Origin of the sequence: Mesorhizobium vachelliae (genome assembly GCF_033977325.1) — a bacterium.
GTDB classification, from domain to species: Bacteria; Pseudomonadota; Alphaproteobacteria; order Rhizobiales; family Rhizobiaceae; genus Mesorhizobium; species Mesorhizobium vachelliae.
Genome location: NZ_JAVIIR010000002.1, coordinates 290,637 through 314,692 on the forward strand (window position 1 = coordinate 290,637; position 24,056 = coordinate 314,692).

A 24,056-nucleotide genomic window follows, 5' to 3' on the forward strand; every position below is an offset into this window, starting at 1 on the left:
TTGGCGGGGCCACGGCACAAGCGGTTTGGCAATAAGCCGACCCTGGCACGATTCCTGCGGCAGACAGGGTGAAACGCCAGGACCTGTGCCGATGTTGAACAGACGAACGCTGCTAGCCCGGACCGCCGGCTTCGCCGTTGCCGGCGTCTTTGCCGGCAAGGCTGCGGCGAAGTCACTGCCAGGCATCGAGATGGCCGCGATGCGCGGCTCGATCAACGCTACCGAGATCGGCGTCCAGCCGGGAGCGGTCGACGACCAGAGCAAGGTTTTTGCCAAGATGCTGGCCGAGGCCAGCGACCGTGACCAGCCGGTGTTCCTGCCGCCGGGCACCTATCTCGTCTCGAACCTCAAGCTGCCGGCCCGCGTGCGGCTTTCGGGCGTGCCCGGCGCGACGCGCATCGTCTATGGCGGCAACGGCCATCTGATGATGGCCGAACAGGCCGAGCATATCGAGCTCACCGGCCTGGTGTTCGACGGCGCCAACCGCTGGCTGGCCGATTACGCACAAGGCCTGCTCGATCTGCGCCGCGTCGGCCATCTCGTCATCGACAATTGCCAGGTGACCGGCAGCGGCAAGAACGGGCTGGCGCTCGAGCACGCTGTCGGCCGTGTCGGCCGCTCCGATATTTCGGGCGCCGCGGATGCCGGCATCTATTCGGTCGAGGCCGGCGGGCTGGAGATTTCCGGCAACACCGTGTCCGATTGCGCCGACGGCGGCATCCTGGTGCATCGCTGGCAGGCTGCGGAAGACGGCACCATCGTCAGCGGCAACCGCGTGCAGCGCATCGGCGCACGCAGCGGCGGCACCGGCCAGAACGGCAACGGCATCAACGCCTTCCGCGCCGGCAATGTGATAATCTCGGGCAACGTCGTTTCCGACTGCGCCTTCACCGCGATCCGCGCCAACAGTTCCAGCAACCTACAGATCACCGGCAACACCTGCTCGCGCTCGGGCGAGACCGGGATCTATTCTGAATTCTCCTTCGAAGGCGCGATCCTCAGCAACAATCTGGTCGACGGCGCGGCCAACGGCATCTCGATCGTCAATTTCAACGAAGGCGGCCGCATGGCGATCTGCTCGAACAACATCGTGCGCAACCTCTCCACCACCGGCCCTTACACCGCCGACCCGCCCGGCTTCGGCGTCGGCATCAGCGCCGAAGCCGACACGACGGTTTGCGGCAATGTCGTCGAGAACGCGCCGCTCTATGGCATGCAACTCGGCTGGGGGCCTTATCTGCGCAATGTCGTGGCAACCGGCAACATCATACGCCAGGCAGGCACCGGCATCGTCGTTTCGGTCGTCGAAGGCTCCGGCACCGCCGTCATCTCGGACAATGTCATCGACGGCGCCAAGAACGGCGCCATCATCGGCCAGCGCTGGGCCGATCCGGTGACCGGCGACCTCACTCGGTCAACCGATACCGGCTACGCGCATCTCACCGTGGAGCGCAATAAGGTCAGCTAGACCGAGGCCACGATGATGTGGGCCTGGATCTTGGCGGCAACCTCGCCACGGCCGTGTTTGTCAGCGATCACGGATTCGGCATAGTCGGTCGCGGATGCCAATCGTCCGGCCTCCCTGGCCTCGATCTCGTTGCGAAGCAGGGTGCCCTGGCAATAGGCGACGGCCGGAACGCGCGGCGAGGATGCGCGGCTCTGCTCGGCAATGGTGTCGATCGCCACGTCGGAGAATCCGGCGGCAGCCAGATCGCTACGGATCAGCACCTTGTCGTGATAGCCATGCGGCGTGCGCGCCAGGAAGCGCGGCGGATCGTGCGGAAAGATCGTTGCCAGGGCATTCGTCACGTCGTCGGCGAATATATTCTCCTCGATGCGATCCCAGACGCTGAACAGGAAATGTCCGCCGGGCTTCAGGACCCGCTTTGCCTCGCGATACGCAGCGGGGCGGTCGGGAAAGAACATCGCGCCGAACTGACAGCAGACGAGGTCGAAGGCCGCATCCTCGAAGGGCAGCTTCAGGGCATCCGCCTGGCGCCATGTGATGCGGCTGTCAGGCCCTTGGCGCGAGGCCGCATAGTCGAGCATCGGCTGGTTGAGGTCGGTTACGGTGTAGCTGGCGCCGGGAGAAAGCCGTGGCGCCAGCGCGCGGGTGACAGCCCCGGTGCCCGCGGCGGTTTCCAAAACGGCCAGCGGCGAGAAGGAAGCCGCCCGCCGTACGGTCTCCGCGGCATAGGCCTCGAAAATCAGCGGCACCATATGGCGATCGTAATTTTCCGGGATCGACCCGGCAAACACCTTGTCCGCTTCATGCATGGTCAGCACCCGCCCGTCCCGTTGGATGGTGGGGAGACTAGCAAAAAAATGAACTCGTTGCTGTCCGGTTTTGTCGTGGGCAGCGTTTTTCCGGGTTGTCGGCGGCCAAATCTCGCAGCATTAGATTTAGATACACATTGTGTATGCAAAAATGCTATCGGTGATGGAAGGATTCATCGCCATGGCCACTAAAAACCAGGACAACCACGCTAAGCCCGTCAATCTGCGCATCCGCGAAGACGTCCGCATCCTGATCGACCGTGCCGCGAAGATCCGCGGCAAGACCCGCTCCGACTTCATGATCGACGCCGCCTACCGCGCAGCCGAAGACACGCTGCTCGACCAGACGCTCATCAAGGTCGATGCCGAGAGCTATCAGCATTATCTCGATATCCTCGACCAGCCACCGGGCGGCGAGGGATTTGCCCGGCTGATGAATGCGCCCAAGCCCTGGCGGGACTGATGCTTTCGGCGCCAGCCCTTCTCGCCGATCGTCACGAACTCGACCTTTTTCAAAGCGGGACCGACAGCCTCGACCAATGGCTTCGACGGCGGGCGCGCGCCAATCAAGTCAGCGGAGCGTCCAGAACCTATGCGGTTGCGGAAAGCACGAGGGTCGTTGGATATTATTGCCTTTCATCAGGCGGACTTGACCTCACGGATGCACCCGGTTCGATCCGCCGCAACATGCCTGATCCCGTGCCCATGGCTGTGCTTGGCCGTCTGGCTGTCGATGTGAGCTGGCAGGGCAAGGGCCTGGGCGTCGCCCTGTTGCAGGACGCGGTGCTGCGGACCGGTCAGGCGGCAGCCATTCTCGGCATTCGCGGTCTCCTGGTTCATGCCATATCGGATGAAGCCAAGACGTTTTATGAGCGCTATGGCTTCCAGGCTTCCCCAAAGAATCCGATGACTTTGGTGCTGTCGCTGAAGACGGCTAGTTGAATGCCGCTGTCGGCCGCAGCGAGCCGACCTTGGCGCCGACGCGGCTTTCGACTGGAGGATGGGCGAGTTCGGCGAGCTTTGCCGCAACCGCCTCATCGCCGCGCAGCAGCTTCGTCAGGACCGCGGCGATCATCACCTCCGCACTCCTGCCGGCGCCGTCATCGCATTTGAGCGCAATGCCGAGACCAAGCTCGGGCAATGCCGCGCAGTAGACGCCTTCGGCGCCGGTCTTGACGAAGATGCGGCCGGGCGCGGCCTGCATCAGCGCGACGTCGGCCTTGCCGGTGCCTGCGACCAGGAACGGCTCGGCCATGCAAGCCGAGAGAAGCCGCTTCGCGGCCTTGGCGCGCTCGGGCGCAATGCCCCTGCCCGTCGCCATGCGGGCAAAGCCCAGCGCAAAACTCTTCAACGGCACGGCATAGGTCGGGATCGAGCAGCCGTCGACGCCGCAATGGTCGACGTCATGCGCCGCGCCCGTCACGGATTGCATAGCGTCGCGTACCATCTCCTGCAACGCATGGCCGGCCTTGACGTAGCCGCCATGCGCGATGCCCGAATGGACGCAGGTGCAGAGGAAGCCGGAATGCTTGCCGGAGCAATTGTTGTGCAAGGCGTTCGGCACACCGCCGGCGCGGGCGAGCGCGATGGTGGCCTCATGGTTCGAGGGCCAATGCGCGCCGCATTCCAGCGCCGTCCTGTCGAGGCCTGCCTTGGCGAGCATCGCGGTGGCCAGCTCGACATGGGCAGGCTCGCCCGAATGCGAGGCGCAAGCCAACGCCAGTTCGCGGTCGCCGAAGCCATAGGCGTCGGCAGCGCCCGATTCGACCAGCGGCAAGGCCTGGATCGCCTTCACCGCGGAGCGCGGGAAAACCGGACGGTCGGTGTCGCCGATCTCAAGGACAGGCTTGCCGTCGGCATCGAAGACGCTGACGGCGCCGCGATGGGCACTTTCGACCACCGCGCCACGTGTGACTTCGACCAGAACTGGGTTTGCCATCTTGCCTCCCGCACGCGCGCCCATTGGTGGGCGCGCCGCTTCAATGCGGGCCGCTTCTAGCGAATCCTGTCGAGAATGGAAACGTAGTTGGCGACGGCCGCGCCGCCCATGTTGAAGATGCCGCCGAGCTTTGCGCCCGGCACCTGGATGCCGCCGGCTTCGCCGGTCAGCTGCATGGCGGTGAGCACATGCATCGACACACCAGTGGCGCCGATCGGGTGGCCCTTGGCCTTCAGGCCGCCGGAGGGATTGACCGGCAGGCGGCCGTCCTTCGCCGTCGTGCCATCCAGCGCCAGCCTGGCGCCCTCGCCCGGCTTGGCCAGGCCCATCGCCTCATATTCGATCAATTCGGCGATGGTGAAGCAGTCATGCGTCTCGACGAAGGAGAGGTCGTCGAGCGTGACGCCGGCCTTCTTCAGCGCCTGCTCCCAGGCGCGCTCGCAGCCCTCGAAGGATAAGATGTCGCGCTTAGACATCGGCAGGAAGTCCTGCACATGCTCGTTGGCACGGAAGGTCACGGCACGGCGCATCTTCAGCGCCGTCGCGGTGTCGGTGAGAATGAGCGCCGCGGCGCCGTCGGAGACCAGCGAGCAATCGGTGCGCTTCAGCGGACCGGCGACGAAGGGGTTCTTCTCGCTCTCCTGGCGGCAGAACTCATAGCCGAAATCCTTGCGCATCTGGGCGTAGGGATTTTCGACGCCGTTCTTGTGGTTCTTGGCCGCGATCATGGCCAGCGCATCAGACTGATCGCCATAGCGCTGGAAATAGGCCTGAGCGATCTTGCCGAAGACGCCGGCAAAGCCGGCCGGCGTGTCGCCATCCTCAGGCAGGTAGGATGCTTTGAGCAGGTTCTTGCCGATCTCGGGTCCGGGCGTCGTCGTCATCTGCTCGGCGCCGACCACGAGAACGATGCGGGCGGCGTTGGCGTCGATGGCGCGGATGCCTTGCCGCACTGCCGCCGAACCGGTGGCGCAGGCGTTCTCGACGCGCGTCGCCGGCTTGAAGCGCAGCCGGTCGTCGGCCTGCAGCACGAGGCTCGCGGTGAAATCCTGGGGCGAGAACCCGGCGTTGAAATGGCCAAGCACGATCTCGTCGACGTCATCCGGACCGATGCCGGCATGGTCGAGCGCCTCGACGGCAACCTTGGTGATCAGGCCCTCCAGCGTCTCGCCTTCGAGCTTGCCGAAGCGCGAATGCGCCCAGCCGACGATGCATGCGGTCATGGCAACCTCCATTTGCGCCGCAGCCTAGCACGATCCTTCGCGGCACGTGATTCAATGTTGTTCAACAATGAACCGTTTTCCAGCCCAAGGCATGGGCCAGAACAACACGATCGGTTGATCCCAGCATCAATTTTTTATTGATTGACGCGTCAATAAAAAATAATCTCCCTTCGAAACGGACCCTCAAAATGCCGAAAATCGGAATGGAGCCAGTGCGCCGCAAGGCGCTGATCGACGCAACGATCTCGGCGATCGGCGAGCGCGGATCGCTGGACGTGACCATGTCGGAGATCGCGGGGCGCGCCGGCGTGTCGTCGGCGCTGGCGCATCACTATTTCGGCGCCAAGGACGAGTTGCTGTTCGCGACGATGCGGCACATCCTTGCCGAGCTCAACAGCGACACAAGGCGCGCTCTTCGCCTTGCCGTCACGCCGCGCCAGCGCGTGTCGGCCGTGGTTGCGGTGAACTTCTCCGACGATCAGTTCCAGCCTCAGATCATCGCCGCGTGGCTGGCCTTCTATGTCGAGGCGCAGAAATCGACCGAGCTGCGGCGGCTGCTGCGCATCTATGCGCGGCGGCTCAATTCGAACCTGATGAGCGGGCTGACCGGCATCCTGCGTCGGACCGAGGCCGACCGCGTGGCGGAAGCGACCGCGGCGCTGATTGACGGGCTCTATATCCGCCGCGCGCTGAAGGACGGCACCCCCAACGCGCAGAGCGCCATCGCGCTCATCGAAGACTATCTCGAAACCAAGCTCAACGGACGGAACCTGCCTTGACCACCCGACGACCCAATTTCCTGATCGTCATGGTCGATCAGCTCAATGGCACGCTTTTCCCGGACGGCCCGGCCGAGTTCCTGCATGCGCCATATCTGAAGGCGCTGGCCGCGCGTTCGGCGCGCTTTGCCAATAACTACACCGCCTCGCCGCTCTGCGCCCCGGGGCGCGCCTCTTTCATGAGCGGGCAATTGCCGTCGCGCACGCAGGTCTATGACAACGCCGCCGAGTTCGCCTCCTCGATCCCGACCTACGCGCATCATCTGCGCAGCGCCGGCTATCACACGGTGCTCTCCGGCAAGATGCATTTCGTCGGCCCCGACCAGTTGCACGGTTTCGAGGAGCGGCTCACCACCGACATCTACCCGGCCGATTTCGGCTGGACGCCGGACTACCGCAAGCCCGGCGAGCGCATCGACTGGTGGTATCACAATCTGGGTTCGGTGACCGGCGCCGGCGTCGCCGAGATCACCAACCAGATGGAGTATGATGACGAGGTCGCCTTCCACGCGATGCAGAAGCTCTATGAATTCTCACGCGGATCGGACGGTGCGGCGCGCCGGCCCTGGTGCCTGACCGTTTCCTTCACCCATCCGCACGACCCCTATGTCGCACGGCGCAAATACTGGGACCTCTATGAGGACTGCCCGGCGCTGGAGCCGGAAGTCGGCTTCATTCCCTTCAACAAACAAGATCCGCATTCGAAGCGGCTCTACAAGGCATCCGACTACGACAGTTTCGATATCACGCCGGAACAGATCCGCCGCTCACGGCGCGGCTATTTCGCCAACATCTCCTATCTCGACGACAAGGTCGGCGAGTTGCTGTCGGTGCTGGAGCGCACCCGCATGGCCGACGACACGATCGTGCTGTTCTGCTCCGACCATGGCGACATGCTGGGCGAGCGCGGGCTGTGGTTCAAGATGTGCTTCTACGAAGGTGCGGCGCGCGTGCCTCTGATGATGGCCGGCAAGGGCATCGACGCCGGGCTGATCGAGGTGCCTGTCTCCAATCTCGACGTCGCGCCGACGCTCTGCGACCTCGCCGGCATCGACATGAGCGGGATTTCGCCATGGACGGACGGCCAGTCGCTGCTACCGCTTGCCGCCGGTAAGGGGCGCTCGGCGGCGGTGCTGATGGAATATGCGGCCGAAGGCTCCTATGCGCCGATGGTGGCGATCCGCGAGGGCAAATACAAATTCGTCCATTGCGAGCTCGACCCGCCGCAGCTCTTCGACCTCGATGCCGATCCGCGCGAGCTCGACAATCTCGCCGCCAACCCGGCCCACGCCGATCTGGTCTCGGCCTTCATGGAAAAGGTCCGTGCGCGCTGGAACATGGCGAGCTTCGACGCCGCCGTACGCGAAAGCCAGGCGCGCCGCTGGGTCGTCTACCCGGCGCTGCGCAACGGCGCCTATTACCCGTGGGAGTTCCAACCGCTGCAGAAGGCGTCGGAACGCTACATGCGCAATCACATGAACCTCGACAATCTCGAAGAGAGCAAACGATATCCGAGAGGCGAATGATGGCAGACATTCTCGTCCCTACCCTCGACCACCTGAAACACGCCTATGCCGTCACCTCGACGGCCACGCAGGTGACGCCGCTCCTGGAGTCGGCGGCTTTGGCCAAGGAGACCGGCGCCGCGCGCGTCTTCGTCAAGCCGGAGTCGCTGCAATGGGCCGGCTCCTTCAAGGTGCGCGGCGCCTATTGGCGGCTGAGCCGGCTTTCGGCGGATGAAGCGAGGAAGGGCGTGGTGGCCTATTCCTCCGGCAATTTCGCGCAAGGGCTGGCGGCCGCCGGCCAGGCGCTGGGTATTCCCGTCACCATCGTCATGCCGATCGACGCGCCCGCCGCCAAGCGCGACGCGACGGCCGGTTATGGCGCGCGCGTGGTGCTGACCGACCATGGCGACCGCGCCCGCGAGGAAGTCGCCGCCGCCAAGGCGCGCGAGATCGCCGAGACCGAGCACCTCACCTTGCTGCATCCCTTCGACGATCCGGAGATCGTCGCCGGCCAGGCCGGCGCCGGACTGGAAGCGCTCGACCAGTTGGCAACGAAGAAGGCGCATGCCGACCTCGTGTTCTGCTCGGTCGGTGGCGGCGGGTTGATCGGCGGCGTCTCGCTCGCCTTCCATTACGTGTCGCCCAAGACCGAGATCATCGCGGTCGAGCCGGAGGGTTTCAACGGCATGGGCTCGTCGCTGGCGCATGGCGCGATCGAAACGATGCCGATCGGGCCGAAATCGATCTGCGACGGGCTGATGGCGCGCAAGCCCGGCGACGCGCCCTTCGCGGCGGTGAGTGCTGCCGGCGTGCGCGGCGTCACCGTCGACGACGCCGCGGTGCGGCGGGCGATGAAGGTCGCCTTCGAGCGGATGAAGCTGGTGCTCGAGCCTTCGGGCGCGGCATCGCTCGCGGCGCTGCTCGGCGGCAAGGTGGATGTGGCGGGCAAGACCGTCCTCGTGGTTGCAACCGGCGGCAATGTCTCGCTCGCCGATTTCATCTCGCATATGAACGATGGGCGCATATGAACGATGCTTGAAGCGGATTTCGTCATCATCGGCTCCGGCTCCGCCGGCTCGGCCATGGCCTACAGGCTGTCGGAGGACGGCAAGCATTCGGTGATCGTCATCGAGTTCGGCGGCACCGACATGGGACCGCTGATCCAGATGCCGTCGGCGCTGTCGATCCCGCTCAACATGAGCCTCTACGACTGGGGTTTTGCCAGCGAACCGGAGCCGCATCTCGGCGGCCGCGTGCTGGCCACGCCGCGCGGCAAGGTGCTTGGCGGCTCGTCCTCGATCAACGGCATGGTCTATGTGCGCGGGCATGCGCATGACTTCGACCACTGGGCCGAACAGGGCGCCGCCGGCTGGGGCTTCGCCGACGTGCTCCCCTATTTCAAGCGCATGGAGGATTCCGACGGCGGCGAGGAGGGCTGGCGCGGCAAAGGCGGCCCGCTGCATGTGCAACGCGGCACACGCAAGAACCCGCTCTACGGTGCGTTCATGGAGGCCGGCCGCCAGGCCGGTTTCGAGCTGACCGACGACTATAACGGCTCGAAGCAGGAAGGCTTCGGGCCGATGGAGCAGACGATTCTGGGCGGCCGCCGCTGGTCGGCGGCGAACGCCTATCTGAAGCCGGCGCTCAAACGCAAGAATGTTAGCCTGCTCAAGGGTTTCGCACGGCGCGTGGTGATCGAGAATCAACGCGCGACCGGCGTCGAGATCGAAGCTAACAAAAAGATTCAGGTCGTTAAGGCGCGGCGTGAGGTGATCGTCGCGGCGTCGTCGATCAATTCGCCGAAGATCCTGATGCTGTCCGGCATCGGTCCGGGCGCGCATCTCCAGGAGAACGGCGTCCAGGTGATCGCCGACCGTCCGGGCGTCGGCGCCAATCTGCAGGATCATCTGGAGCTTTATATCCAGCAGGAATCGACCAAGCCGATCACGCTGAACTCGGTGCTCAATCCTTTCTCAAAGGCACTGATCGGCGCGCAGTGGCTGTTCTTCAAAAGCGGGCTCGGCGCCACCAATCATTTCGAGGCGGCCGCCTTCGTGCGTTCGCAGGCCGGCGTCGACTACCCCGATATCCAGTATCACTTCATCCCGGCGGCGGTGCGCTATGACGGCAAGTCGGCGGCGAAGTCGCACGGCTTCCAGGCACATGTCGGGCCGATGCGCTCGAAGTCGCGCGGTTCGGTGAGCCTGCGCTCGCCTGACCCGAAGACGAAGCCGGTGATCCGCTTCAACTACATGTCACACCCGGACGACTGGAGCGAGTTCCGCCACTGCATCCGGCTGACGCGCGAGATCTTCGGCCAGAAGGCGTTCGACGGCTTTCGCGGCAAGGAGATCTCGCCGGGCAGCCATGTGCAGACCGACGACGAACTCGACGCCTTCATCCGCGACCATGCCGAGAGCGCCTATCATCCCTGCGGCACCTGCAGGATGGGCCGCGCCGACGACCCGACCAGCGTCGTCGATCCGGAATGCCGGGTGATCGGCGTCGAGGGCCTGCGCGTCGCCGACTCCTCGATCTTCCCGCGTGTGACCAACGGCAACCTCAATGCGCCCTCGATCATGACCGGCGAGAAGGCATCCGACCACATCCTTGGCCGCACCCCGCTGGCGCCCTCCAACCAGGAACCCTGGATCAATCCGCGCTGGCAGGTGGCCGACAGATAGCGCATGATCGGGCGGGCGCCCTCGCCGCCCGGCGATTACGAACGGAGAAGACCATGCGCGCCCAACCGACGGCATCGCACTACGTCAACGGCCGCTACATCGAGGACGAAGGCGGCGCGCCACTGCCGGTGATCTATCCGGCGACCGGCGAGACCATCGCGACGCTGCATTCGGCGACGCCGAACGTGCTGGAGCTCGCCATCGAGGCCGCGCGAGCCGCCCAGCCCGCATGGGCGCGGCTGAAGCCGGTCGAGCGCGGCCGCGTCCTGCGCCGCGCCGCCGACATCCTGCGGGCCCGCAATGCCGATCTCGCCCGCATCGAGACACTCGACACTGGCAAGGCGATCCAGGAGACGCTGGTGGCCGATGCGCCTTCGGCCGCCGACTGCCTTGAATATTTCGCCGGAGCGGTCGCCGCCTTCAATGGCGAGATGATCGATCTCGGTGGACCGTTCGCCTACACGCGCCGCGAGCCGCTCGGTGTCTGTGTCGGCATTGGTGCCTGGAACTACCCGATCCAGATCGCCGGCTGGAAGTCGGCGCCGGCCTTGGCCATGGGCAACGCCATGGTGTTCAAGCCGTCGGAGAACACCCCGCTGTCGGCGCTGGCGCTGGCTGAGATCTACTCGGAGGCCGGCCTGCCCGACGGGTTGTTCAACGTCGTGCAAGGTTATGGCGATGTCGGCGCCGGCCTTGTCGGCCATGACGTTGTCGCCAAGGTCTCGGTGACCGGCTCGGTGCCGACCGGCCGCAAGGTGCTGTCGCTCGCCGGCTCGAAGATGAAGCACGCGACGATGGAGCTCGGCGGCAAGTCGCCGCTGATCGTCTTCGACGACGCCGATCTCGAGAACGCCATAGGCGGCGCCATGCTCGGCAATTTCTACTCGACCGGTCAGGTTTGCTCCAACGGCACGCGCGTCTTCGTGCAAAAGGGCCTGCATGACCGCTTCGTCGAGCGGCTGGTCGAGCGCACCAAGAAGATACGGATCGGCGATCCGCTCGATCCGGACACGCAGATGGGGCCGCTGGTCAACAGGCTTCAGCAGGAGAAGGTCGTCTCCTACATCGCCGCCGGCAAGCAGGATGGAGCCACGCTCGCCTTCGGCGGCAACGTGCCGTCGCTGCAAGGTTTCGAGGGCGGCTTCTTCATCGAGCCGACGGTGTTTACCGGCGTGACGGACGGCATGCGGATCGCGCGCGAAGAGATTTTCGGGCCGGTGATGAGCGTCTTGAAATTCGACAACGAGGACGAGGTGATCGAGCGCGCCAACGACACCGAGTTCGGGCTGGCCGCCGGCGTCTTCACGCGCGACTTGCCGCGTGCGCATAGGGTGATCGCCGAGCTGCAGGCCGGCACCTGCTGGATCAACGCCTACAATCTGACGCCTGTGGAAATGCCCTTCGGCGGCGTCAAGCAGTCCGGCATCGGCCGCGAGAATTCGCTTGCCGCGCTGGCGCATTATTCGCAGCTCAAGGCGGTCTATGTCGAGACCGGGGATGTGGCGAGCCCGTATTGAGAATTTGACAGATAGCGAACGTCGGCGGGAAGGAATGAGGCCTACGGTCTCTTCTGCTTCTGGCTCACCCCTTCCCTACCGTCCCGTCCAGATACTGCGTCAGCGCGCAGACCAGATGATAAAAAATGCTCGCCGGCACCTCGGTCGCCAGTGAGCGGCCGCGCTCATCGATGCGGTCGATCCAGAGGCCGAGCGGTGCCGGGTCTATGTGCCAGCGGAACAGGCGGCCGACGCGAGCCTCGATCTCGGGCTTGAGGTCCGGGCCGACAGAGCCATCAAGCGCGATCGCCGCCTTGATCGCCTCGGCCTGCGGCCAGCTTCGCGAGACCGTGTTGAGCGGCAGGCCCTGGCGCGAGACCGCGCCATAGGCAAGGCCGGTAGCACGGTTGAGCCCGTTGGCAATGGCCGAGGCATAGAGCTTGCGGGCAAAGGCCGGGAGCTCGCCCTGGCCGCTGCGGGCGGCGAAATCGACCAGCAGCGAGGCCCATTCGAAATGGTGGCCAGGCTCGGTCCAGGTCCCCTTCTCACCCGCCGCCGGCTTCCAGCCCTCGTCGAAATATTCGCCGAGCGCCCAGCTTTCGGCATCGAAGAAATGGCTGCGGAAGAGGTCGATGATGCGCGCCGCGCGGCGCAGATAGGCGCGCTCGCCCGTCGCCTTGTGCCAGGCCAGGAAAGCCTCGAGCAGGTGCATGTGCGGGTTGGAGCGGCGTTCCTCCGCGCCGTCGGAGGTTTCCAGAAAGCCGGTCATGCGGGCGTCTTCCAGATGCGCATCGAGGAAGATGAACGTCTCCTCGCCGAGCCGCAACGCGTCGGGATGGCCTGACATATGAGCGTGCGCGAGCGCCAGAAGCACGCAGGAATGGTCGTAGGCATCCTCGACCGGATCGGCGACCGAGCCGTCTATGTTGAGCGTGCGCACCCAGCCGCCACGCTCGGTGCGGCCCTGCCCCACCATGAAGTCGATGCCGTGCGCGATCAGCCTGTCGGCTGGACCGTCCCAGCCGCGCTCCTTGGCGACCGCGAAGGCATAGACCTGGCGCGCCTGCGTGCGCATGCGCTTTGGCTTCATCAGCGGCGAGGCATCGAAGCCCAGCGCCTCGTGGAAGCCGCCATGGCGCTCGTCGACGCCAATGGTCGACCACAGCGGCAATGTCTCGTCGAACAGCCAGTGATGCACGCGTCGTTGCCAGGCGCCGCTCTCGATGACGCGGTCGGGCGCCGGCGTGAACCTGGTCTCCAACCGGCCGGATTTCTCCAGCTGCTCGACGATCTTCTTGACATGCTGGCTGTGGCTGACAGGGGCGACGAAAGTCGCGTCGGCGGTTGAGACGATCGCCACATCCTTCATGCCGATGGCCGACAGCAGGCGGCCTTCGCTGCGGATATACGAGTTCTCGCAATCTATGGCCACGACGTCCCCAACGATGACATTGCCCTGCCCATCAGACGGGCCGACATCGAGCAGCGACTGCCAGGAGCCGAGATCGTTCCAGCGGAAGCCGGCCGGCACCATGGCGATGTCTTTCGCACGTTCCATGATGGCGTAGTCGATGGAGGTCGACGGGATTGCGGAATAAAGCTCCAGCGGCATATAGAGGCCGGACAGGTCGCTGGTCGCAGCCTTGTAGGCGGCCTCCGTCGCCCGCCAGATTTTCGGCTCGTAGGCTGCGAAGGCGTCGCGCATGGCGCCGGCGCGGAACAGGAAGATGCCGGTGTTCCAGTAGAAGCCGCCGGTGTCGAGATAGGCCTGCGCAGTGGCGAGATCGGGCTTCTCGACGAAGCGCGAGACGTCGAAGACGCCGTCCCTGCCGGCCCCGACCTCGATATAGCCATAGCCGGTCTCGGGCTGAGTCGGCTTGAGGCCGAAGACCACGAGCCGGCCGGCATTCGCCGCGCCGGCGCCCGCCTCGACGCTTTGCCAGAACTGGCCGGGCGTCGATATTTCGTGATCCGACGGCACCACCAGCACCAGCTCGTCGCCATATTCGGAGAGCGTGCGCAGGCAGGCCAGCGCTACCGCCGCCGCCGTGTTGCGGCCCGTCAGCTCGAACAGCGGTCCGCCACCGGCCAGATCAAGACCGGCAAGGTCGGCATGGACGCGCTCGGCATGACGTTCCGCGGCGATCAGGAAAATCGGCGTCTCGCCTTGCGGGCGCGCCGCCAGACGGCGCAAGGTTTTGGCCAGCATCGAGCCGTCGCCCGAGAAGTCGTGGAATTGCTTGGGATTGTCCTCGCGCGACAGCGGCCACAGCCGCGACCCAACGCCTCCGCTCATGACGAAACTGACGATGCGCTGGCTCATGAACGACCCTGTCAAAAGTCCGGCTCCCCAGGGTCGGACTTACGGCAAAAGCCTTTAAGCCCGCCTTTACCCGACAGCCAAATCCTATGCCATTCGGGCAAGCTTCGCGAAAGAACGGAAATGCGACAGAAGTGCTGTCATTGCCGCTTGCAGGATCGGAAAGTGGCAGCTATAAGCCCGCGGTCTGGTCACGGAGTGTAGCGCAGTCTGGTAGCGCACCTCGTTCGGGACGAGGGGGTCGCAGGTTCAAATCCTGCCACTCCGACCAGATCGAAGCTCCCCGACAATCGGCCTCAATCCCTTGCGTTGCAAGGCTTTGCGCATTTCTCGTCTCTGAAACAAGACGAGAACATGAGATGGCCGTGAGACAACGCATTGGCTATTGCCGAAATCTCCTTTTAGGGAATGCTCACGGAAACTATCGCTTCCGCCACGAATTTCTTAACATCGGCGCCGGCGGCGACGAACCGCGTTGGGGATGGCCCGAAGGGTCGGGCAAAGGCCGTGCGGGCGGCTTGGGGGCGGGAGAATCGTGTGGAGTGATGCAACCGATGCAAGACTGGGGTTTGTCATCCTGGCCCACCGCCAACTCGGCCACACCGAGCGGCTGATCCGAGCGATCCGGCGACCGCAGGACAGGATCGTCGTCCACCTCGATACAAGGGTTGGCGCTCCGGCAATTGCCGGCTTCCGGAGCCGGCTTTCCGACCTGCCGAACGTAGACGTGTTCAGCATGGTGGCCTGCCGGTGGGGAGGCTATTCTATCGTCGAGGCGACCCTCCAGGCCCTGCAGCGCCTGCTCGACCACCCATTTCTGTATGGTTCGCTCCTAAGCGGGTCCGACTACCCCGTGCGAAGCATCGACGACTTCGCGACATATCTTCACCAGAACCATGCTCAAGAATACGTCTCGGTGACGCATGAAGGACTGCCGGGCGAAACACCCGACGACCTCAGCAACAGGTTCTCCTGCTATTGGCCATATGAACGGCTGGTATCGTCCCGCCGCAAGCGCCTATCGAGCATTCGCCTGCAAGGCGCGCTGGGCGTCGACCGGAAGCTCCCCGCCGGCCTGCTGCCCACATTCGGTTCGCAATGGTTCACGCTGACCCGCGAAGCGATAGAGACAATCGTGCAAGGGATGCTCGACCCCGAGATCAAGAGGTTCTTCGCGCGGACGGCAATCCCTGACGAGATGGAGCCCCACATGCTTTTGCGCAACAGCAAATACTGGGCCAACCGCGCGACCGATAATCTGCGCTACACCGCGACGGATGAGAAAGGCCGCTTTCCCAAGCTCCTGACCCGCACCGATCTTGCGGATATCCTCAAGTCCAGCGCGTTCTTCTGCCGCAAGATCGAGCACGGGGAAGATGCCGGACTCTGTGATCAACTGGATGACCTCCGGGCGCGCAGCAGAGGATTTGAGGCCGCCAATTGAGACAGACGGGCCCGAGGCGGCTATGCTGAGCCTGTCGCCGTCACCGCGTCGAGCGAGGAGCGAGAATGAAATTCATGCCGACAACGGCCTTGCCGCTCATTTTGACCGCCATTCTGCTGTTCGCGACAGCATGCTCGTCGACCACCGCATCGATCAGCCCGGCGAAATACGACAAAATGACCTGCCCCGAGCTCAACAATGCGGTCGGAGACACCGCCACCGATATTTCACGCACCGCAATCGCTCGCGGCAAGGTCGCCAATACGAGCGTGCCGAACTGGCTGCTCGGCGGCGAGCGTGTGAAGACAGCGGTGGCCAATCGCGAAACCGCCCGGATCGACAGGCTGCAGCAACAGCAGCAGGTGATCGTCGCGACGCGGAGGCAGAGGTGTCCAGCCGCCCAGTAAGCCAAGCGCGGCACGACGGCTTCAGGCACTCATGCGAAACCGTGTCGAATCGATCGCGGCGTTCATCAGCGTCTGGGTGTAGGCTTCGCGCGGATTGTCGAAGATCTCCTGCGTCGGCCCTTCCTCGACGATCTTTCCCTGCTTCATGACGATGATGTAGTCGGCCATGGCGCGCACCACCGCGAGGTCGTGGCTGATGAAGAGGTAGGACAGTTCGTGGTCGGCCTGCAGCTTGCGCAGCAGCTCGACGATCTGCTTCTGGACGGAGCGGTCGAGCGCCGAGGTCGGCTCGTCCAGCACCACCACTTTCGGCTTCAGGATCATCGCGCGGGCGATGGCGATGCGCTGGCGCTGGCCGCCGGAGAATTCGTGCGGGTAGCGGTTGCGCGCATTGGGATCGAGCCCTACCTCCCGCAGCGCCTCGACGGCGCGCTGGTCGCGTTGCTTGCCGGTGAGCGACGGCTCGTGCACCAAAAGCCCCTCGGTGATCACCTGGCCAATGGTCATGCGCGGCGACAGCGAGCCGAACGGATCCTGGAAGACGAGCTGCAGTTCACGCCTGAGCGGCCGCATCGCCTGGCGGTCGGCCTCCGAGATATCGCGGTCGCCGAAGCGGATGACGCCGTCGCTGGGCAAGAGCCTGAGCAGCGCGCGGCCGAGCGTCGACTTGCCCGAGCCGGACTCGCCGACGATGCCGATCGTCTGGTTGCGCTTCAGCCGCACCGATATCTTGTCCACGGCGCGCAGCATCAGCGGCTCGCCGCCGAGGAAGCCACCGCCGATCTTGAAGACGACTTCGACATTCCTGCCTTCGAGCAATACGGGCGAATTGGCCGGCGGAGCCGCCTTGGTGCCGGTCGGCTCGGCCGCGAGCAGCATTTTGGTGTAGGCGTGCTGCGGGTTGGCGAAGAGCGCCTCCGCATCACCCTCCTCCACCACCTCGCCCTGGCGCATGACATAGACACGGTCGGCGAAGCGCCGCACGATGCCGAGGTCGTGGGTGATGAAGACGATCGCCATGCCGAGCTTGCACTGCAATTCGGCGAGCAGCATCAGGATCTGCGCCTGGATGGTGACGTCGAGCGCCGTCGTCGGCTCGTCGGCGATCAGGATGTCGGGATCGTTGGCCAGAGCCATGGCGATCATGACGCGCTGGCGCTGGCCGCCCGACATCTCGTGCGGATAGGATTTCATGCGCCGTTCGGGATCGGGGATATGCACCAGCCTGAGCAGCTTCAGCGCTTCCTCACGCGCGGCCTGCGCGTTCAGGCCGCGATGGCGGCGGATCGGCTCCATAAGCTGGTTGCCGATGGTGTAGAGCGGGTCGAGCGAGGTCATCGGCTCCTGGAAGATCATGCTGATCTTGCGGCCGCGCACCTTGTTGAGCTCGCTCTTCGACATGGTCAGAAGGTTGTGGCCGCGATAGTCGACCTGGCCGGTCGCCTCGCCATTGGAGGAAAGCAGGCTCATCGCCGCCATCATCGTCTGGCTCTTGCCGGAACCGGATTCGCCGACGACGGCGACCGTTTCGCCGGCATTGACCTTGATGTTGATGCCCTTGACCGCTTCGACGGTGCCGTCGAGGGTCTGGAAGCGGACGCGAAGGTCCTTGACGCTGAGGATCGTTTCGGAAGCAGTCATCTCAGCGATCCCCATCTTTATCGATCTTTTGGGTCAAGCGCGTCGCGCAGGCCGTCACCGACGAAGTTCAGCGCGAACAGCGTCGAGACGAGAAAGAAGGCGGGGAACAGAAGCAGCCAGTTGGCGTAGCCGATGTTCTTGGCGCCGACCGAGATCAGCACGCCCCAGCTGGTCATCGGCTCCTGCACGCCGAGACCGAGGAAGGAGAGAAAACTCTCCAGGATGATGACCTGCGGCACCAAGAGCGTCATGTAGATCACCACCGGCCCGAGCAGGTTGGGGATGACGTGGCGCAGCAGGATGCCGCGCTGGCCGACGCCCATGGCTTCCGCCGCCTGGACATATTCCTGCCTGCGGATCGACAGCGCCTGGCCGCGCACGATGCGCGCCATGTCGAGCCACAGCACCGCGCCCACAGCGAGGAACATCAGCACGAAGTTGCGGCCGAAGAACACCACCAGCATGATGACGAAGAAGATGAAGGGCAGCGAGTAGAGCACGTCGACGATGCGCATCATCACCTCGTCGACCCTGCCGCCGGCAAAGCCCGCGGTGGCACCGTAGATGACGCCGATGACGCCGGCGACAACGCCGGCAAGCAGGCCGATGGCCAAGGAGATGCGCCCGGCCATCAGCGTGCGCGAGAGCAGGTCGCGGCCGGTGTTGTCGGTGCCGAAGAAGAAATATTGCTGCTTGATGGCGGAACTCATCGTCATCTCGAGGCCGTCGGGCGACTTGCTTTCAATCCTGGTGTCGTCGAAGGCGTCGGAGCGGTCGAGATAGCGGATGTTGCGGTCGTCGACCGGCTTCTTGGATGTGACGGTCACGATCACGCGGCTGCCATCCTGGTGCCACTCCTTGATGTCGACGCGCATGCGTTTGATGGCGTCGGTGAGCGCGCCCTGGATCATGTCGGGCTTCGGATAGGCCGAAAGGCTCGGCGGCGTGCGCACATAGTCGCCATAGATGGTGGTGTATTCATGGGGCACAACCATCGGGCCGAACACGCTGATGACGGCGATGAACGCCAGATAATAGAGGCTGAACATGGCGGCGCGGTTGCGCTTGAGCCGCGCCCAGGCGTTGCCCCAGAGCGAGCGGCCGACGATCGGCTCGGGCACGGCGACGGCAAGGTCAGTCATAGCGCACCCTCGGATCGACGACCGCATAGAGCAGGTCGACGATCAGGTTGAAGACGATGGTGAAGAGCGCGATCACCACCACGGTTCCCATCACCAGCGTGTAGTCGCGGTTAAGCGCCGCATCGACGAAATAGCGGCCGACCCCGGGGATCGAGAAGATCGTCTCGACGATGATCGAGCCGGTGAGCAGCGCCGCCGCCGCCGGACCGGTGAAGGACACGATCGGCAGCACGGCGCCGCGAAGCGCATGCTTGACCACCACCGACCAGTCGGAGAGGCCGAGCGCGCGGGCGGTGCGGATATGATGCGAGCGCAGGCTCTCGATCATCGAGCCGCGCATAAGGCGGGCGACGATCGCGATCTGCGGCAGAGCGAGCGTCAGCACCGGCCCGACCTTGTTGATCAGGGCACCGTCACCCCAGCCGCCGATCGGCAACAGCTTCCAGGACAGCCCGAAGAGGAGTTGGATCAACGGCGCGGTGACGAAGGTGGGGATGGTGCTGCCGGCGGTGGCTAAAGCGATCACCGAGTAGTCGGCTATTTTATTCTGGTTGAGTGCCGCGATTGTGCCGAGGATCGAGCCCAACAGCAGCGCCAGCACCAGCGCCGAGGTGCCGATCTGCACCGAGATCGGCAGGCCCTTGGCGAAGAGTTCGGTGACGGTGAAATCCGGCAGATTGTAGCTCGGGCCGAAACTGCCGCGCAAAAGATTGCCGAGATAGTGGACATATTGCAGCCAGAGCGGATCGTTGAGGCCGAACTGGGCTTCGAGATTGGCCCTGATCTCGGGGCTCAGGCCACGCTCCTGGTTGAACGGGCCGCCAGGCGCGACGCGGATCAGGAAGAACGCCACTGTCACGATGACGAACAGCGTGGGGATGGCGGTCAATAGCCGCCGGAAGACATAACGCAGCATCGGCGCCCCGCTTCAGCCAGGGCGACAGGCTCTCCAGTCGAAGATCCGTGGCGCGCTGGCATCTCTGATCTTCGCACCCGACCCGACGAAATTAAATCCGACTTTCGGCCCGGCACGACGACAGACCGCGACCGCCGCTCCCAAAAAGAGAAAGCGGCGGCACGGCCAAGGTTGATTGTCAGTCCTTGGAGATGAAGCGGGACGGATGAATGTCCATGACGTTGTCGTCGAAGCCATGCAGCTTCGAGGACACGATGTCGTGGTAGCTGTAGTAGAGCAGCGGGATCTCACCGACATCGTCGACGAGGATACGCTCGGCCGCGGCGAGGTCCTTCATGCGGTCTTCCGGCTTGCCGCCGGCGGCGGCTGCCTTGTCCATCGCGGCTTCATAGGCAGGGCTGTCGTAGTTCGAGTAGTTGTTGCCGCTTGCCTTGCGCGAGATGCCGAGGAACGTCTCCGGATCCTTGTAGTCGGCGATCCAGGCGGCGCGGGCGACGTCGTAATTGCCCTTCTGCTCGAGGAAGCCGTAGTGGGTCTTGGTATCCGTGTTGAGCAGCGTCACCTCGACGCCGAGCGGCTTCAGCTGTTCCTGGATGGCGACCGCCGTGTTCTTATGGTTCTCCGAAGTGTTGTAGCGGATCTCCATCTTCAGCGGATGCTCGGGCGTGTAGCCGAGCTTCTCCAGGATCTTCTTGGCCTCGTCCTCGCGGTCGATCTGCGGCATGTCCGCATATTTGGCCAGCGCTGGCGTGTAGCCCTCGATGCCCGGAGGCACCATCGAATATCCAGGCAGCATCGAGTTCTGCCAGACCTTCTCGGCGAGGAAGTCGCGGTCGATCGCCATCGAGATGGCGTTGCGCAGCTCGACGTTGTTCCACGGCGCCTTGTCGGTCTTGATCGCATAATAATAGGTGCCAAGATACGGCCCCACACGGATCTGGTCGCCGAACTTCGTCTTGAGATCGGCGAGCTGCTCGGTCGGCAGGTCGCCATAGCTGTCGAGCTCACCGGCCTCGAAACGCTTCATCGCCGACGAGCGATCTTCGGTCGGAATGTAGTTGACCACGTCGAGCTTGACGCTCGCAGCGTCCCAGAACTTCGGGTTCTTGACCAGTTTCATATGGTCGTTGGGAACCCACTCCGCCAGCGTATAGGCGCCGTTGGAGACCAGCTTGCCCGGCTTGATCCAATCGGCGCCGAGCTTGTCGATGGAAGCCTTGTTGACCGGATAGGTCGCCTGGTGGGTTAGCATCTCCAGGAAATATGGCGTCGGAGCCTTGAGCGTGACTTCAAGCGTGTTGGCGTCGATCGCCTTCACGCCCATATCCTCTGCCTTGCCTTTCTTGGTGTTGAAGTCCTCGGCGCCCTTCACCGGATAGAGCATCGAAGCGTATTCTGCAGCAGTGGCCGGATCTTCCAGCCGATGGAACGAATAGACGAAGTCGTCGGCCGTCACCGGGCTGCCATCCGACCAGAGACCGTCCTTGCGCAGCTTGAAAGTGTAGACAGTGCCGTCGTCGGAGACAGTCCAGCTTTCGGCGGCGCCCGGAATGAGGTTCGTCTTCTGGTCATGCATGACGAGACCCTGGAACAGGTCGCGTATAATATCGGCTTCGTAGACCGTCGACGTCTTGTGCGGATCGACCGTCTCCGCTTCGGCAGCGGCCCCGCGGTTGTAGACGGTTTCGGCAAAAGCATGCGTGTAAAAGGAGCCTGTGGCCAGAGCCATGGTGGTGGCGAACACCGTCGCCTTCAGCATGTTTTTCAGCATGAAGTTTCTCCCTGTCGGCGCAGCCCCTCAGCCGCGCCTTTTTAAGTTTTGACACCCCGGAACCGTTGAAACGGCCCCGTTTCAGGCGTGCCGCCGGTCCCTTCCGGCGGCTGGTGGCAGGAGACTAGACAGACGGAAATCTTATTTCAACCACTGCCTGCTTGACGCAAAGTGAGCGTCATCACGCTAAAACAGCGAAAACTAAAGCTTAAAGCTTGTCTTCAACTTGGCACACCTGCCGGTTGTTCGACGCGTTTTCTGTTTTTGCAGGCAGGTTTTGGCATTCTCCGCATCATGCTGAAAAACCGAAAATTCCCCGCTTCGTGGTGCCGTTTCCGGGTTGACGCCACGGGCACATCAGCAATCGAATTCGCCATGCTTGCGCCGATCTTTATCCTGCTTCTGCTCGGCATGGTTGCATACGGAATCTATTTCGGCGCCAGCCACTCCGTGCAGCAGATCGCCGCCGATGCGGCGCGCACGGCGATTGCTGGTCTGAATCAGACCGAGCGACAGGCGCTGGTCAGCGATTTCATCGCGCACGACGTCTCGGGCTATCCCTTCGTCGATCCCAACAAGCTGACCGTCAACGCGCAGGACAGCGCCGCCGACGGCAGCCAGTTCGTCGTCTCGGTCAGCTACGATGCGCGCAACCTGCCGATCTGGAACCTGTTCCAGACCCTGCCGCTGCCGGGCACGACGATCCAGAGCCAATCGACGATCCGCGTCGGAGGCATATGATGCGGGCCAAGGGGGGATTGATGGCGGCGACGCGCAAGCTGCTCGCCGACCGCAGCGCGAATTTTGCCGTCATGACGGCGCTATGCACGCCGGTGGCGCTGGCGCTGACCGCTTTCGCGGTCGACGAAGGCTCGCTCTACAACGAGCGCCGGGCAGCGCAGTCGATCGTCGACCTTGCCGCGATCACCGCGGCCGCCAATATCAACAATGCGCAGCAGGCCGTGCTGACGACACTGAAGGACAACGGACTCAATTCAGTAACCGTTCAGCAGCCCGGTACAAACATCGCTCCAACTTCCAGCCAGGCGGTCGTACAGATCGTGCAGGGGCGTTACACGGGCACGAGTTCCATCGCCACCGGAAGCCGGTTCGAGGCCGGCCAACTTCCCTACAATGCCGTCCAGGTTTCGCTGAAGAAGCAGGGCACGCTCTATTTCGCCGGCTCAATCATGTCGCCGCCCACCATCGGCACGACGGCAATCGCCAGCGCGCAACCGCAAGCGGCCTTTTCGATTGGGTCGCGGCTCGCCAGCCTCAATGGCGGGATTCTCAATGCCCTGCTAAGCGGCCTGCTGGGCGGGAATATCTCGCTCAGCGTGATGGACTACAATTCGCTGATTTCCGCTGACGTCGATGTGCTGTCTTTCGTCAGCGCCCTGGCAACGCAATTGAACATCTCGGCGGGTTCTTACTCAGATGTGCTGGCTTCGAAAGCGACAGTCGGCCAGATCGCAACGGCGATGGCCAATGTGCCCGGACTTGACGGCACCAGCAGCCTCGCGCTGCGTTCGATCGCGAGCAAGGCCACCAGCACGATCAAAATTCCGCTCAACACCCTCGTCGACCTCGGTTCTGTAGGCAATCTTGGCCTGGGACAAAAGCCCGCGGGCCTTTCGGTCACCGCCAGCGCGCTCAGCATGCTGACGGCGGCCGCCTCCCTGGCCAACGGCACGAACCAGGCCACGGTCAATCTCGGCGCGACCATACCGGGGCTGACATCGACGACGCTTGCTATCGCGATCGGCGAGCCCATGCAGAATTCGCCCTGGCTGGCGGTTGGGGAGGCCGGCACCGTGGTGCGCACCGCTCAGACGCGCATCAAGCTCAACGCCAGCGTTACCCTTGGCAATTCAAATCTCGGCGGCGGCATCAGCCTGCTTGCCGTCAACCTTCCGCTGAATGTCGAAGTCGCCTATGCGGAAGCCAAGCTGACCGATATCACTTGCCCGACCGGTCCCTCCAGCATCCAGGTTTCGATCGCCGCGCAGCCGGGCGTGGTCGCAGCCCATCTCGCCAACAGCAGCGCAAGCGGCTTCGCGGACTTCACCAAGCCGCAATCCTTCTCCGATGCAGACATTGCGGACGTCAGCCTGAAGCTGCTGCTCATCAACCTCAACCTGCTGCAGGTCACCGGATCGTCGGCCTTCTCGGTCACCAACATGACACCGACCAACCTGACCTTCAACGCCACCGACATTGCCAACAAGGCGATCAAGACGGTGTCGACGAAGAACCTGACGCAGTCGCTGACGACATCGCTGGTCAACAATCTGTCGCTTTCGGTCAATGCGCTGGGGCTCGGCATTGACGTGACCGCCCTGCTCGGCACGGTGAAGCCGGCGGTGACGACGCTGCTCAACGGCGTGACCGCGCCGGTCGACAGCCTCGTCTATAACGTGCTCGGGGCGCTTGGCGTGCGCGTCGGCGAGGCCGATGTGCGGGTGACAGGCGCCACCTGCGGACGCTCGGTGCTGGTCCAGTAAGTCAACGG

Annotated in this window: 20 protein-coding genes and 1 tRNA gene; 13 read left to right on the plus strand and 8 right to left on the minus strand. The window is 63.9% G+C overall.

The features are described 5' to 3' along the window. Positions 1–91 precede the first annotated feature (91 nt). The gene (locus RFM41_RS05045) at positions 92–1,468 is read left to right on the plus strand and encodes a TIGR03808 family TAT-translocated repetitive protein (protein ID WP_320246534.1); all 1,377 of its coding nucleotides are present in this window, start codon (positions 92–94) and stop codon (positions 1,466–1,468) included. Here the strand turns inward: RFM41_RS05045 and RFM41_RS05050 are convergent. Continuing rightward, complete coding sequence (locus tag RFM41_RS05050; protein ID WP_320246533.1) at positions 1,465–2,277, minus strand: class I SAM-dependent methyltransferase; 813 nt, start codon at positions 2,275–2,277, stop codon at positions 1,465–1,467. The two genes, RFM41_RS05045 and RFM41_RS05050, sit on opposite strands and share 4 nt — an antisense overlap. A gap of 181 nt (positions 2,278–2,458) precedes the next feature. Here RFM41_RS05050 and RFM41_RS05055 point away from each other — a divergent pair, with 181 nt between their 5' ends. Together RFM41_RS05055 and RFM41_RS05060 are read left to right on the plus strand one after the other, a co-directional pair. After that, on the plus strand, positions 2,459–2,740 hold the full coding sequence (locus tag RFM41_RS05055; RefSeq protein WP_320246532.1) for a type II toxin-antitoxin system TacA family antitoxin: 282 nt from the start codon (positions 2,459–2,461) through the stop codon (positions 2,738–2,740). Further along, positions 2,740–3,219, plus strand: coding sequence for a GNAT family N-acetyltransferase (locus RFM41_RS05060; RefSeq protein ID WP_320246531.1), 480 nt, complete (start codon positions 2,740–2,742; stop codon positions 3,217–3,219). Before RFM41_RS05055 ends, RFM41_RS05060 begins: the two co-directional genes overlap by 1 nt. Here the strand turns inward: RFM41_RS05060 and RFM41_RS05065 are convergent. Together RFM41_RS05065 and RFM41_RS05070 are read right to left on the minus strand one after the other, a co-directional pair. Continuing rightward, positions 3,212–4,216 (minus strand): asparaginase, encoded by a 1,005-nt coding sequence (locus RFM41_RS05065; protein WP_320246530.1) that lies wholly within the window; start codon positions 4,214–4,216, stop codon positions 3,212–3,214. The genes RFM41_RS05060 and RFM41_RS05065 overlap by 8 nt on opposite strands. Before the next feature lie 56 nt (positions 4,217–4,272). Continuing rightward, positions 4,273–5,439, minus strand: a complete 1,167-nt coding sequence (locus RFM41_RS05070) for an acetyl-CoA acetyltransferase (protein WP_320246529.1) — start codon at positions 5,437–5,439, stop codon at positions 4,273–4,275. A 188-nt stretch (positions 5,440–5,627) separates the two neighbouring features. Here RFM41_RS05070 and betI point away from each other — a divergent pair, with 188 nt between their 5' ends. Genes betI through betB form a run of 5 tightly spaced genes read left to right on the plus strand, consistent with a single transcriptional unit; the run spans position 5,628 to position 11,924 of the window. Beyond that, positions 5,628–6,218, plus strand: a complete 591-nt coding sequence (betI, locus tag RFM41_RS05075; protein WP_320246528.1) for a transcriptional regulator BetI — start codon at positions 5,628–5,630, stop codon at positions 6,216–6,218. Beyond that, positions 6,215–7,744 (plus strand): choline-sulfatase, encoded by a 1,530-nt coding sequence (gene betC / locus RFM41_RS05080; protein WP_320246527.1) that lies wholly within the window; start codon positions 6,215–6,217, stop codon positions 7,742–7,744. The genes betI and betC overlap by 4 nt, the downstream gene beginning before the upstream one ends. Then, positions 7,741–8,751 carry a threonine/serine dehydratase family protein gene (locus tag RFM41_RS05085; RefSeq protein WP_320246526.1) on the plus strand — a complete coding sequence of 337 codons (1,011 nt, stop codon included), beginning with the start codon at positions 7,741–7,743 and terminating at the stop codon, positions 8,749–8,751. The genes betC and RFM41_RS05085 overlap by 4 nt, the downstream gene beginning before the upstream one ends. Positions 8,752–8,754: 3 nt before the next feature. After that, on the plus strand, positions 8,755–10,407 hold the full coding sequence (gene betA, locus RFM41_RS05090) for a choline dehydrogenase (RefSeq protein ID WP_320246525.1): 1,653 nt from the start codon (positions 8,755–8,757) through the stop codon (positions 10,405–10,407). Positions 10,408–10,460: 53 nt separating this feature from the next. Then, positions 10,461–11,924: a betaine-aldehyde dehydrogenase gene (gene betB, locus RFM41_RS05095; protein ID WP_320246524.1), complete on the plus strand. Its 1,464-nt coding sequence runs from the start codon at positions 10,461–10,463 to the stop codon at positions 11,922–11,924. A gap of 64 nt (positions 11,925–11,988) precedes the next feature. Here betB and RFM41_RS05100 read toward each other — a convergent pair whose 3' ends face one another. After that, the gene (locus RFM41_RS05100) at positions 11,989–14,226 is read right to left on the minus strand and encodes an AGE family epimerase/isomerase (RefSeq protein ID WP_320246523.1); all 2,238 of its coding nucleotides are present in this window, start codon (positions 14,224–14,226) and stop codon (positions 11,989–11,991) included. 191 nt (positions 14,227–14,417) lie between these two features. On the opposite strand from RFM41_RS05100, the gene RFM41_RS05105 reads away from it, so the two are divergent. From RFM41_RS05105 to RFM41_RS05115, 3 genes are all read left to right on the plus strand, one after another. After that, positions 14,418–14,494 (plus strand) — tRNA-Pro (locus RFM41_RS05105). Between the two features lie 264 nt (positions 14,495–14,758). After that, positions 14,759–15,667 carry a beta-1,6-N-acetylglucosaminyltransferase gene (locus RFM41_RS05110; protein ID WP_320246522.1) on the plus strand — a complete coding sequence of 303 codons (909 nt, stop codon included), beginning with the start codon at positions 14,759–14,761 and terminating at the stop codon, positions 15,665–15,667. Positions 15,668–15,732: 65 nt separating this feature from the next. Then, positions 15,733–16,074: a hypothetical protein gene (locus tag RFM41_RS05115; RefSeq protein WP_320246521.1), complete on the plus strand. Its 342-nt coding sequence runs from the start codon at positions 15,733–15,735 to the stop codon at positions 16,072–16,074. Positions 16,075–16,095: 21 nt separating this feature from the next. Here RFM41_RS05115 and RFM41_RS05120 read toward each other — a convergent pair whose 3' ends face one another. The 4 genes from RFM41_RS05120 to RFM41_RS05135 all read right to left on the minus strand — a co-directional run bounded on the left by RFM41_RS05120 (position 16,096) and on the right by RFM41_RS05135 (position 21,544). After that, positions 16,096–17,715 (minus strand): ABC transporter ATP-binding protein, encoded by a 1,620-nt coding sequence (locus RFM41_RS05120; RefSeq protein WP_320246520.1) that lies wholly within the window; start codon positions 17,713–17,715, stop codon positions 16,096–16,098. Positions 17,716–17,732: 17 nt separating this feature from the next. Beyond that, positions 17,733–18,857, minus strand: a complete 1,125-nt coding sequence (locus tag RFM41_RS05125) for an ABC transporter permease (RefSeq protein ID WP_320246519.1) — start codon at positions 18,855–18,857, stop codon at positions 17,733–17,735. Further along, positions 18,850–19,773 carry an ABC transporter permease subunit gene (locus RFM41_RS05130; RefSeq protein WP_320246518.1) on the minus strand — a complete coding sequence of 308 codons (924 nt, stop codon included), beginning with the start codon at positions 19,771–19,773 and terminating at the stop codon, positions 18,850–18,852. The genes RFM41_RS05125 and RFM41_RS05130 overlap by 8 nt, the downstream gene beginning before the upstream one ends. Positions 19,774–19,951: 178 nt before the next feature. Beyond that, positions 19,952–21,544: a peptide ABC transporter substrate-binding protein gene (locus tag RFM41_RS05135; RefSeq protein ID WP_320246517.1), complete on the minus strand. Its 1,593-nt coding sequence runs from the start codon at positions 21,542–21,544 to the stop codon at positions 19,952–19,954. A 171-nt stretch (positions 21,545–21,715) separates the two neighbouring features. On the opposite strand from RFM41_RS05135, the gene RFM41_RS05140 reads away from it, so the two are divergent. Together RFM41_RS05140 and RFM41_RS05145 are read left to right on the plus strand one after the other, a co-directional pair. Then, on the plus strand, positions 21,716–22,285 hold the full coding sequence (locus RFM41_RS05140; protein WP_320246516.1) for a TadE/TadG family type IV pilus assembly protein: 570 nt from the start codon (positions 21,716–21,718) through the stop codon (positions 22,283–22,285). Between the two features lie 20 nt (positions 22,286–22,305). Further along, complete coding sequence (locus RFM41_RS05145) at positions 22,306–24,048, plus strand: TadG family pilus assembly protein (protein WP_320246515.1); 1,743 nt, start codon at positions 22,306–22,308, stop codon at positions 24,046–24,048. Positions 24,049–24,056 lie beyond the last annotated feature (8 nt).

Bases quoted from the DNA above. Each gene is read 5' to 3' on its own strand.
- RFM41_RS05130 (WP_320246518.1), bottom strand. From the start codon at position 19,773: ATGCTGCGTTATGTCTTCCGGCGGCTATTGACCGCCATCCCCACGCTG.
- RFM41_RS05070 (WP_320246529.1), bottom strand. From the start codon at position 5,439: ATGACCGCATGCATCGTCGGCTGGGCGCATTCGCGCTTCGGCAAGCTC.
- RFM41_RS05100 (WP_320246523.1), bottom strand. From the start codon at position 14,226: ATGAGCCAGCGCATCGTCAGTTTCGTCATGAGCGGAGGCGTTGGGTCG.
- RFM41_RS05045 (WP_320246534.1), top strand. From the start codon at position 92: ATGTTGAACAGACGAACGCTGCTAGCCCGGACCGCCGGCTTCGCCGTT.
- RFM41_RS05085 (WP_320246526.1), top strand. From the start codon at position 7,741: ATGATGGCAGACATTCTCGTCCCTACCCTCGACCACCTGAAACACGCC.
- RFM41_RS05055 (WP_320246532.1), top strand. From the start codon at position 2,459: ATGGCCACTAAAAACCAGGACAACCACGCTAAGCCCGTCAATCTGCGC.
- RFM41_RS05145 (WP_320246515.1), top strand. From the start codon at position 22,306: ATGGCGGCGACGCGCAAGCTGCTCGCCGACCGCAGCGCGAATTTTGCC.
- RFM41_RS05125 (WP_320246519.1), bottom strand. From the start codon at position 18,857: ATGACTGACCTTGCCGTCGCCGTGCCCGAGCCGATCGTCGGCCGCTCG.
- RFM41_RS05135 (WP_320246517.1), bottom strand. From the start codon at position 21,544: ATGCTGAAAAACATGCTGAAGGCGACGGTGTTCGCCACCACCATGGCT.
- betI (WP_320246528.1), top strand. From the start codon at position 5,628: ATGCCGAAAATCGGAATGGAGCCAGTGCGCCGCAAGGCGCTGATCGAC.
- RFM41_RS05120 (WP_320246520.1), bottom strand. From the start codon at position 17,715: ATGACTGCTTCCGAAACGATCCTCAGCGTCAAGGACCTTCGCGTCCGC.
- RFM41_RS05060 (WP_320246531.1), top strand. From the start codon at position 2,740: ATGCTTTCGGCGCCAGCCCTTCTCGCCGATCGTCACGAACTCGACCTT.
- RFM41_RS05050 (WP_320246533.1), bottom strand. From the start codon at position 2,277: ATGCATGAAGCGGACAAGGTGTTTGCCGGGTCGATCCCGGAAAATTAC.
- betA (WP_320246525.1), top strand. From the start codon at position 8,755: ATGCTTGAAGCGGATTTCGTCATCATCGGCTCCGGCTCCGCCGGCTCG.
- betB (WP_320246524.1), top strand. From the start codon at position 10,461: ATGCGCGCCCAACCGACGGCATCGCACTACGTCAACGGCCGCTACATC.
- RFM41_RS05115 (WP_320246521.1), top strand. From the start codon at position 15,733: ATGAAATTCATGCCGACAACGGCCTTGCCGCTCATTTTGACCGCCATT.
- RFM41_RS05065 (WP_320246530.1), bottom strand. From the start codon at position 4,216: ATGGCAAACCCAGTTCTGGTCGAAGTCACACGTGGCGCGGTGGTCGAA.